This is a genomic window from Larkinella ripae, assembly GCF_054780775.1.
Map to the genome: position 1 here is coordinate 1,090,185 of NZ_BAAGVR010000022.1, position 10,238 is coordinate 1,100,422.

The window sequence follows — 10,238 nt, forward strand, 5'->3', positions numbered from 1 at the left end:
TCACGTAAATAAAGATTACAGCCAATGCCATATTCATCTTTTCTATGGGTTTACTTCAACTCAACATGTATTGTCACTCTAAATAGATCATTCACATTTTTACAAGTTTTACTACACGATTTTGCCTACTTACTACCTTTATGATGTCTTTAAGAGTTTGCGATAGCCTAGAATAAAGCCACATTGAATTGGCAGGAGGTTTTAATAATTAATTTATAGTTTAGTCCCTGTTCTGTTATAACACCAAACTTATTAATGGCATGTTATAGTACTATACAAAAGGGAAGGCCCACCTTTGATTAAAGGTGGGCCTTCCCTTTTGTAAAATATATATTTATTTTTCAAAAATTGAAGAATATCTAACTTTAGAATTTACATCATCTAGCTTATTGTGACCTTTAAACTTGTATGCTTCCAAAGGAAATACACCAAAGCTTCTTAACTTAAATGGCTTATGTGATTCCTTAAAATTTAAAGAATTTCGTTGATATTTAGCTAAAAAAGAGATAAATCTAAACCAATAAGAAGGAAGATTTTCCTTTCTTATACCATGGCATTCTAAAGATCTAAAGTCCTCGTTATCAATGGAATGCTTAGCTATTCGACTTAGATTTACGTTTCTACTATGAAAAAGACTATCTATCTCATCCACTGTTTTGCCATCTACCTCCTCTATCACATCACAGAAAGTGCAAAAAAGATCATTCAATTCGCCTTTCTTTAGGACAATCCTTCCTTCGAGAAATCCAAGTTCTTGTTCCATAGCTAAAAACCTTATAAGTAAGGCAGCTGACAAATGGCTACCACTTAAAAGTAATAATCCAGAATTAAATCAAATTGTTTAGAAAGGTATGCATTGGAATACATTAATTTCCTTTAAACATACGAAGATAACATATTTTCCAAAAATTTGGATGAAATATTTATTAAACGGTCGAAATGAATTATGAAATGCATGAAATATTGAACATATATAAATTTATGACCTTAAAGTCCAGTATGGAATTATAGTCATATTCAGAGCTGCATCCTTGACAAAATCAAACTTGATCCAATTAGGATCTTCATCATCACTATCATACCTAGAAAAAAATAGATGCTTGAACTTATTAAACTTAAGATCAACATCTTCTACAATTGAATTTAAAATTTCACCCCTTTCCAATCTTTCATCTAAGTAAAGTGCTTCAGAATTAGAACTAGCATACAAATCTAAGCAAATGATATTAAAACTCAAGTTCCCTTCTGCATAATGACCCTTACAAGTTTTCCAAATATTGTCAATAAAATTTGTAGAGCTAAGAAATTGGCTAAATTGGTCATAACTTTTCATGATAATACCAATTATCATGCTTTCATTTACTGGAAATTGAATTATTATTTGATAACCATCCCTATTTGTAAAATGCTCATTGGCATTAGCAGCCCCAACTGCAAATTGAAATCTATTTAGGTAGTTAGTAACGATATAAATATCTGAGATATGCAGTTTAGCAAATTTTATTTCTTCATTAAGAGAGGACTTTCTCTTATATGAGTTCAACTCTGAAGATAAAGTGTGTTTAACCGGTGGCTTACATTTCCACTTCTCTGAATGGTTATACTTATAACGATACTCAGAAACGCAACAGTCATTGTTGCTGATTTGTAAGATTGAGAATCGGTTATGAGGAAATTGGCTATCTGCATCTTTTTGATTTACATTGTCTTCTAAAAACATGCCGGCCTGAAAGTGAGTTGTATTTCCCTCATTCAATAAATTAGCTTTAATATAATCAGGAACATGCTCATGTCCAGTTAAAAATATATCTGTTTCAGACAATAAATGTGGCAAAAACAAGCTGCTAGCCCCCGAACCACTATAATTATACATTTCACCCCATTCTAGCCAATGTAGAGGATGATGCATCACGGTGATGACTAGGTAATCTGGATTCTCATTTATAAAACGAAATAGATCCTGTTGTGGAAAAATGTTTCTTCCTACAATTTGACCTCCAAATTCAGTCAAAACAGCTCTTGCTTTTTTGACCCAATCATCACTTTTATCAACAATATTTGCCTCTAAAATATCTTCTGCTTTTGAACCAAATGAAAACCAGGCAGAGTTCACTAACACAAATATAATCTTACTCGATTTATCTATTAAATAACCATAAAGCCTTTCTAAAGAGTAATCAGATGACAAAATAAAATCACTACCAAAACTAAATTTTCTAAAAAAATTAGAATAATCTCTAAAAATATTTTTAAATTTTTTAGCATTAACGTTACTAGAACTTAGCTGGTTATTTTTCTTTGTGAAACGTTCAAAAAAATCAGTTTCTTTCGATAAATAAAAGTCAAGATTAATGTCATCCCACCTTACATCATGGTTACCAGGTATAGTTATTAAATTAGGACTACTTAAATCAAAAGATAACCTAACTAATAAAGGCTGGAGGAGCATATTAAATAGAGCTTCGTATTCCTCGACGCTTCCAGAATATGCGAGATCCCCTGAAACAATGATCCAATGAATCGGTTTAATTTTATGGTATTCCTCAACTGTATCAATAAATGATTCAAAATACTCCTTTAAGTTGTCTATTTCAGAGTATTTTACCCGGAAATGGATATCACTAAGCCATAATATATTTGTGTATATACTCATAAAATGACTGAATTAAGGAATAGGATTATTAATAATAGAGTTAATTTGTTGCCGCTTCATTACTTGTGAATAATGTAATAATGACTGCAGTACAGTATTACGTAGTGAAAAATAAACCCTTTGGTTTATTCTACTTGTGAAAAATATACCTCCAAATGAGTCAATACTAAATAAAGGTTGAATAGGTTGATTCTTATAAAACCTTTTGAAAGGGCTACCCGTCTCCCAATTTCGTTTCAGTAAATATATTTTTTTACCATTTTTTTCATATAGTATTCTCAAATAAGAATACATCAATCCACTGATATAACTTTTGCTGGACACTGGAAATTTTAATTTGTGAAAAGTTTTATCTATTTCAAACTGACGTTTATTTTCTTCATAATTGTTTAAAATGAAACTTAATCGCTTCATAACATTGAAATGATGATTGTAATCAGTTGTAATGGGACACAATTTAGGCAAAATCTGCACTACTTCTTTATTGAAATTTGAAAGTGGATACTCATCTGTCTCTTCAAACTCTTCTGTATATATTAACTTCATCCAAATGTTCGCATCATTAATAAATATCTTTTTAAGCTGATTATTTGAGTTGGAAAGTATATTATCAATTTCCTCACCTATTCTTTTAAAATATGTATTCCAATAAGATTCAAGTTCGCTTAAGGGACACTTTATTTGTATAGCATATTCAGGGTCAAACAATTTTATCACAAATAACACTCTAAACAATTCCTTGACAAAATGATGAACACTAAATGAACCATTTTGATTATATAATGATGAATTTTGAAAATTATATGACCAAAACCAATATTCAAACAATTGGATATCCATATTAAACGTATAAATTAGTCTAATTACATCTATATATATGTAATCAAAATCAATTTTCCCATCTCTATATAATTCTGATAAGTAATTATTATTAATGATTTCTTTATAAAATTTGTCTTTAATATCAAGATATACGTTTTTCCCCGGCTTATCAAAATAAGGTATAATGTTAAAAATTTCCTTAACTAAAGTTGAGAAAACAAATTCAGGTGATGTTAAATGATATACGTTATAATTAATAGCAATTAGATTACCGACGGTATTCTGGAGATTCAATTGGACAACCGGCCCAAGTTGATTCGTCTCATAAAATATTTGTGTAATTTCATATATTAATGTATTATAAGTTGTTAGAATCTGTTGAATAGAGCTATTAAAATCAACATCGAAATCATTTATTTCTTCAAACTGATACGTATTTAAGCTCCTAATTTGATAGCCTTCCTCAAATACATGAACATACTTACGTAAAACTTTTTCGAAGTCACCAACAGGGTATAATTTATCATTATCGAGGACCTCATTATATTTATTATTTATCTGGTCTTCTAACTGAGAAATGAACACACAAAAATCTATAAAATATATAAACAAAACTGGATCTTGAATTCCAGTATTAAAATTATGAAACACTTTCAGCACTTGCTCTCTCATTTGGCGAGATACTTTAAGTGCTTTTAACTTTTTTCTTATCTCACCAATTTTTTCAGTATTTATAATAACTTTTTTGCTCCAAACATCAGGATTCAATTGTAAAATACCTTTAACTTCCCTACTACCAACTATAAACTCCATACTCTTTATTGGAAACCTAATCCGCGTTTTAATTTTCCTAACATACTGTAAAATATTATTCTCCTTCTCTGTTTTCCTTAAAAGCAAAAATAGTTGTTGGTTATTACTCATCTCATGTGGATTCACTTCAGGTATTATATAATCACTTTTACCTGCCACAAAAAAGGGAGATTTAATATCAAAAACATTAACTTTCTCATCAATTTTATCTTTAGCTTTTAAAGGTATAATTTTTTCAAGTAAATCCCCCAAATGTCCAGGCTTAATCTGCCATTCGACTTCCGTATAAAGTTCTTTCCCAATGAAATACTCTTCATCATTAGAAAATTTATCATACTCAATGCCAAAGTATGAATGTGTATCTGAAAATATATGAGAATGCATTATGTTTGATGAATCACAGTCTACTAATAAATTGTAAAGTGAATTATTTAATATATCAACATTATCTTCAATATCTATCAGCCTTTTAACTCGAAGCGCGGTTATAAAATCTGCAATAATATTAATATCTTCACTAAATGTAATTAAGCATATTTCTGCCCACGAAAACGATTGAAGAATAATATAATTTAACGAATCACCTCTTTTTTCTTTTTCTAATTCAATTATTTTATAAACATTTGCAATAAAATCGTTTCCGTTACCTATTAATATTCCATTATTCAGTTTTAAATGGGTAATTGAAATAAAAGGAAATTTATTAGGATCACTTATAAATTGTAAATAATTTCCAATTACTAAGTTTTCATCTATTATTGGGCAAATGCCAGTAATTACTTGGTATGTATTGGGTCCAAATTGCGCTCTACTTTCAATAGATGGCTCTGGTATAAAAAGCTTTTGAGCAAATTTGTAACTATCAACTAATGTAATAAATGCAATGTCATAACTTCCAAATATATGGTAAATTAGGGGGTCATATAGAATCTCAGATTTTTGTTCAGTAGTCAAACTAAAGTTATTATCAATATCTTTTGAGAACTTTTTATAGGACTGTTTAACATATTTAACATATTCATCTCCCATTTCTTGAGGGTACGTAGCTAACGCAACATGTAAGGTTTCTGGATGAGAACTCACGTTATTTTATTTTTTGTAAATCCTAAAAATTTAGGATTATAGGTTTAAAAAATTGTTAAATCCAAATATATAAAATTTTATCTTATTTCCTTAACACATCGAAATTATTCATAAATCGCAACTAATTGATAATCAGAACTTTATCATCTATTATCTCGTAGAATAGGTAAGATTTCATTCAGTAGCTGAAAAATTTCTCCAAGGATTCAATGAATTTTGAATCTATATATTAGAATTTAATTGTTCACATTTTCAATTACTATTAGTAATATTTACTGCCTTAAAAAATTTTCATCGTAACTCGGTGAAGTTTTCTTAAGATTCTGCGTTGCCAATCTAATACTTTCTATTACTGAATTTCACTCTTTTATTTCTATAAATTATATTTTCCTCGTAATGGTTTTAAGTGATCAAAAAATCTAAACGTCCATGTTACCTGACTTTTAAATTTAACACAAACATTTATATACAAGATGGAATTTGCTGAAAATCAATACTATCATTTAATATGAATATACTTAAATTCATATATTTGTCTTAAACGCTCTACAAAGTAAATCATTCTCATATGATTTCTTGTTCTTACATTTAATAGTTAGTTTAGTTGATTTTAGGAATCAACTAGTTGTAAGATTATTAAGTAATTTTGTCAATATAATATAGTTATTCATATAATTATAGGTGCCTTTAAAATACGCACATTTTGTTCCCAATTACATTTTGAATTTAAGTTGTGATCTCCTACTTCCTTCAAAAGAATCGGCAAGTTTTAAAGGAACCGTGCATTCTCGTACTTTAAATTATTAAGGTGAGTACTTTATTTACCGAAGTTTGGCGGGGTGAGGCATGTTCTCGGCTTTGCCCTTCGTCAGACAGATATAGGTGCACATCGTTAAATTAGAGTGGACTAGTGACCTTGACCCAAATCTTGGACAGCCAAAACTAGAAAATCAGGCTTTCTGACCTTAGCCCAAATCTTGGACAGTCAAAACTGAAGAATCGGGCTTGTATTTTCCTTCTTTTTCACTCGCATCCCGACTTCATTTGGGGTTAAATTGCCGAGAGAACTATGGGGTCGAAAATCGTTATATTCTTGTCGCCAGGCTTCGACCTTCTCCTGCGCATCTTTAATTGATAAGAACCAGTGAGCATTTAAACATTCATCACGGAAACTTCCATTAAAAGATTCAATGAACTGGTTATCAGTGGGTTTACCTGGTCTCGAAAAATCTAAGGTTACCTTGTTATCATAGCACCACTTATCCAATGCCTTGGAAATAAATTCGCTCCCATTATCAACTTGTATCCGCTTTGGCACGGCTGAATTTACTGCTTTTAATTGATTCATCACAGATACAACATCTTCGCCTTTCAGCGACTGACCAACATGAATCGCCAAACATTGGCGGCTAAAGTTATCGACCACAGTTAAGGCCGAATTTTTCGCCCATCGAGGAGCTGATCCGCTACGAAATCCATACTCCAACTTTGCCGGGTGGCCGGTGCCATGAATAGTAGAAAGCTCGGGCCTGTCAAGCCGATGAATGGCCGCTCGATTTCGTCTTGGGCGTTTACTTCGAAGATTCAAACCTTCTTCACAGTACACACGCCGAACTCTCTTATGGTTATCCCGCCAGCCTTCCCGTCTTAGCAACACATGAATCCGTTTATAACCATATCGAATCCTAACCTGAGCGATTTCCTTAATCCTTTGACGGATAGCCGTGTCATCACGTCGGTGAGGCTTGTAGTACCGCACGGGCGGCCCCGCAGCAGGATCTTTGAAGTTGCACAACGGAACAAGCCCGTTGAGTAGGCACCCGATAATCATTCATTAAGCTAGCGGCCAGCATCCGTTTCTGGGCTGGCCTTAAAGCTTTTTTTGAGCACATCTTGAAGCATTTGCTTATCCAGACTCAGATCGGCGACAAGCTGTTTTAATTGTTGATTTTCCTCCTCCAGTTGACGAAGTCTACGAAGTTCTGGAACGCCTAGCCCAGCGTACTTCTTCTTCCAATTATAATAGGTGGCTTCACTGACTCCCATCTTCCGGCACACCTCTGACACAGGTACGCCTGTATCAGCCTGCCGAAGCGCAAAAACGATCTGTGCTTCGGTGAACTTTGTCTTTTTCATAAGCGATTTTTTACAGTTTTAAACTACTTAAAATCGCCCGAATTTCTCTACCTATTCAATGTCCAGTTTTTAGGGCCAAGGTCAGTAAGGTCAACTTGTCATTACTGTAATAATTGGCTTGTAAAATGGATCATATGCTTAAACATAAAAATTTAAGCATATGATCTTTTATTGAGTAAGAATAATTTCAATCTCGCTTCTCTAATTCTGACCTAGATAAAAAACGAAAGTATTCTGACGGGGGTACAAAGAAAAAGCTAGATACATCACTCAAATGCCGAGCAAAAGATAAAAAAACCTAAATTTCTAAGAATTAATACTTAGAAGTGTAAATACAGAACCGATTTTTTCTTGCATTTCTAAGTAAAGTATTTATTTTTTGTTTTGTGAATCTTTATCAAACCTGTCTTTGCTAAGATATCTCATTTTATTAAGCACGCGATCAAAGTTATTTGACCGCTTTGTTTGTACCCCTTTGTAATATTGAATAAATTTTTTGCTTTTCATTTCAAGTAATTTATTTTCAAGTCCCCAATATTTGTTACTATTATATTCTAGTTTAGATGAAATTTGAATAGGATAATAAATTCGTTCATTATATGATTTAAGACTCTTCCAAATAGGGCTTTCATAAGCACGATACAAAACACGACAAAGATTGCCACTATCAGGACATATAAAGTATAAAACTGCTCCTTTTCCTAGATTGCTTGGTAAGGATTCCAAATACACAAACTCATCTCGGTGACTAATCTGACCACTTATTGAATTTCTTACTTTATATGAAATCTTCATGCAAGGTTTCCCGCCAGTAGTATAATTTGTTCGAATGGCTATTTTGGCTACAATGTTTCCAATTTGATTTGTCCAAGATAGTTCTCCATATACTTCTTTATCTTTTATAAAGAAATCTTCTTTTATCAAAAAGCTCAGTTTAATCGCTAGAGCATTATTCGTAGTATATATTCCTGTACTATTACGTCCCATGTAATATCCTTAAAATATATGCGTACTTTTAAAAGGTTATTGCAGAATAAAATCATTATTTTTGACAAAACGTTCAACTTTATTATCAAGTTCTTTAATCAAGTCTAATGGTTTTGCATTTTGTTTTTGATAATCCAATATTTCAGAGAGGTATTTTCTTATATTTTGTTTTGTGCTTTTCTTTATCATATTAGCTTTATAGCTTTCAAAAAGATTATTTTCCATCTCTTTAACTCCATATTCAATAATTGCTTTCATTTCCATTTCTTTCTTTGTACTAAATAATCCTATACCTGCAGTGTATGTCTTGTCTACTTTTGAGTACATTTCATACCATATTTTAGGTAATGAGTCCAAATTTGTTAAAACATGTTGGACAGTAATATCTTTTCGACCAAAATGTTTTTTTAAAGGATAGCTACTCATCATTCTATATTCTATACGCAAAAGATTTTCTGGTATATCTTTATGTGTTCCAAAAAAATCTCTTACTAAAGATGCACTCTTATTATAAAATGTTATCAGATTTGATTTATTTCCTATATTAACTGTGTCGCCATTACTTCTATATACAGCTCTTTTCATTCTTTTCCCTCCAATAATACTATTTGTGATAAGCGTAGGAGAGTGGGAAAGTTGTATGTTCACACCGAGGTCAATCCTCTTATGGTATGCTTTACTCCAATCCACAAATTCGTATTTTGACATTAACTTATCATAAACCTTAATAAGGCTAACCTTATTAAGGTTTTGAGAATTATCACCAAAAAATAGTTTGGTAAGACTACCTTGTAAAAATAGTTGATTTCTAACTATCCAAATCTTAAACCCATTGTCCCAACAAGAATATAACTCTTTTGGAATTTTTGTGTTATTACTTGTTGTTCTGTATATTCTATCAAGAGAATAAGATCTTTGTAAAGTTTTAATACATTCTTTTACTGCTATAGAACTATTAAATTCCTGCATTATTGTTATTGTATCAATCATGGGTGGTTATGTTTCTAGTCTTTTTCTAACTTGTTATAAGGAAAATATTCCAAAAAAAAATTTGGATATCGCACGTCTTGTTAGCCCTACATAACTTCATACAGGTATGGGACCCTAAAGATTAGATTTGAATTTTTTTTTCAATTAATACTGCCGATTCATAGACCTCACTTTGTATATACCTAATATATCTTCCTATCCGATAAGGCCTTAATATTCCTTTTCGGGTCCAATCCCAGATTGTGACTTTAGTAACTTTAAATAAGTCTGCTACTTCTTGCCTAGTGAGATACACGTTAGGTCTTTGAGGGGTGATTTGTAATCGGATCTCATTTAGAGCGTACTCTAACGAAGAAAATTTTGACAGGATAATTTGAGCATCTAGTTGCTCAATTTGTAGTGTTTTTATAGTGCTCATTTTGTATCAATTAAGAACACTACAAATAAAATTGCTTTTTTAAGACATCTCAGGGCATGAATAAGACATTTCAGGACATTTTACTATTTCTATCATTTTTTATATTCTTCAAAAAAGTATCAGTTTCATTGTACATAGTATCATAATTTTCGCCTTCCCCTTTGAGTCTCGTGTATTCAATACCTAATTTTTCACAAAATGCACTTTGTAGAATTTGTTGTGATAAGTGAAAAATATACTTATTATCCCTCAATGCATTGATAAAGCCAGCAAGTCTTGAAAGCTTCCCCGAAAATAGTAGCAACTAAAAATAGAATTTAGTCGCTAACTTTAACG

7 protein-coding genes and 1 pseudogene are annotated in these 10,238 nt (G+C 31.5%); all 8 read right to left on the reverse strand.

The features are described from left to right. Positions 1-334: 334 nt before the first annotated feature. Positions 335-763 carry a hypothetical protein gene (locus ACYVHX_RS17440; RefSeq protein ID WP_460672941.1) on the reverse strand — a complete coding sequence of 143 codons (429 nt, stop codon included), beginning with the start codon at positions 761-763 and terminating at the stop codon, positions 335-337. 216 nt (positions 764-979) lie between these two features. Further along, positions 980-2,653 (reverse strand): metallophosphoesterase family protein, encoded by a 1,674-nt coding sequence (locus tag ACYVHX_RS17445; protein ID WP_460672942.1) that lies wholly within the window; start codon positions 2,651-2,653, stop codon positions 980-982. Between the two features lie 12 nt (positions 2,654-2,665). Next, complete coding sequence (locus ACYVHX_RS17450) at positions 2,666-5,371, reverse strand: hypothetical protein (RefSeq protein WP_460672943.1); 2,706 nt, start codon at positions 5,369-5,371, stop codon at positions 2,666-2,668. A gap of 985 nt (positions 5,372-6,356) precedes the next feature. Further along, a complete protein-coding gene (locus tag ACYVHX_RS17455; RefSeq protein ID WP_460672944.1) occupies positions 6,357-7,202 on the reverse strand; it encodes an IS3 family transposase in 846 nt (281 codons plus the stop codon). 21 nt (positions 7,203-7,223) lie between these two features. Beyond that, positions 7,224-7,507: pseudogene (locus tag ACYVHX_RS17460) on the reverse strand (transposase); the annotation flags it as partial. Positions 7,508-7,879: 372 nt separating this feature from the next. After that, on the reverse strand, positions 7,880-8,494 hold the full coding sequence (locus ACYVHX_RS17465) for a hypothetical protein (RefSeq protein ID WP_460672945.1): 615 nt from the start codon (positions 8,492-8,494) through the stop codon (positions 7,880-7,882). Positions 8,495-8,530: 36 nt separating this feature from the next. Then, the gene (locus ACYVHX_RS17470) at positions 8,531-9,484 is read right to left on the reverse strand and encodes a phage/plasmid replication domain-containing protein (protein ID WP_460672946.1); all 954 of its coding nucleotides are present in this window, start codon (positions 9,482-9,484) and stop codon (positions 8,531-8,533) included. A gap of 121 nt (positions 9,485-9,605) precedes the next feature. After that, positions 9,606-9,902: a helix-turn-helix domain-containing protein gene (locus ACYVHX_RS17475; protein ID WP_460672947.1), complete on the reverse strand. Its 297-nt coding sequence runs from the start codon at positions 9,900-9,902 to the stop codon at positions 9,606-9,608. Positions 9,903-10,238 lie beyond the last annotated feature (336 nt).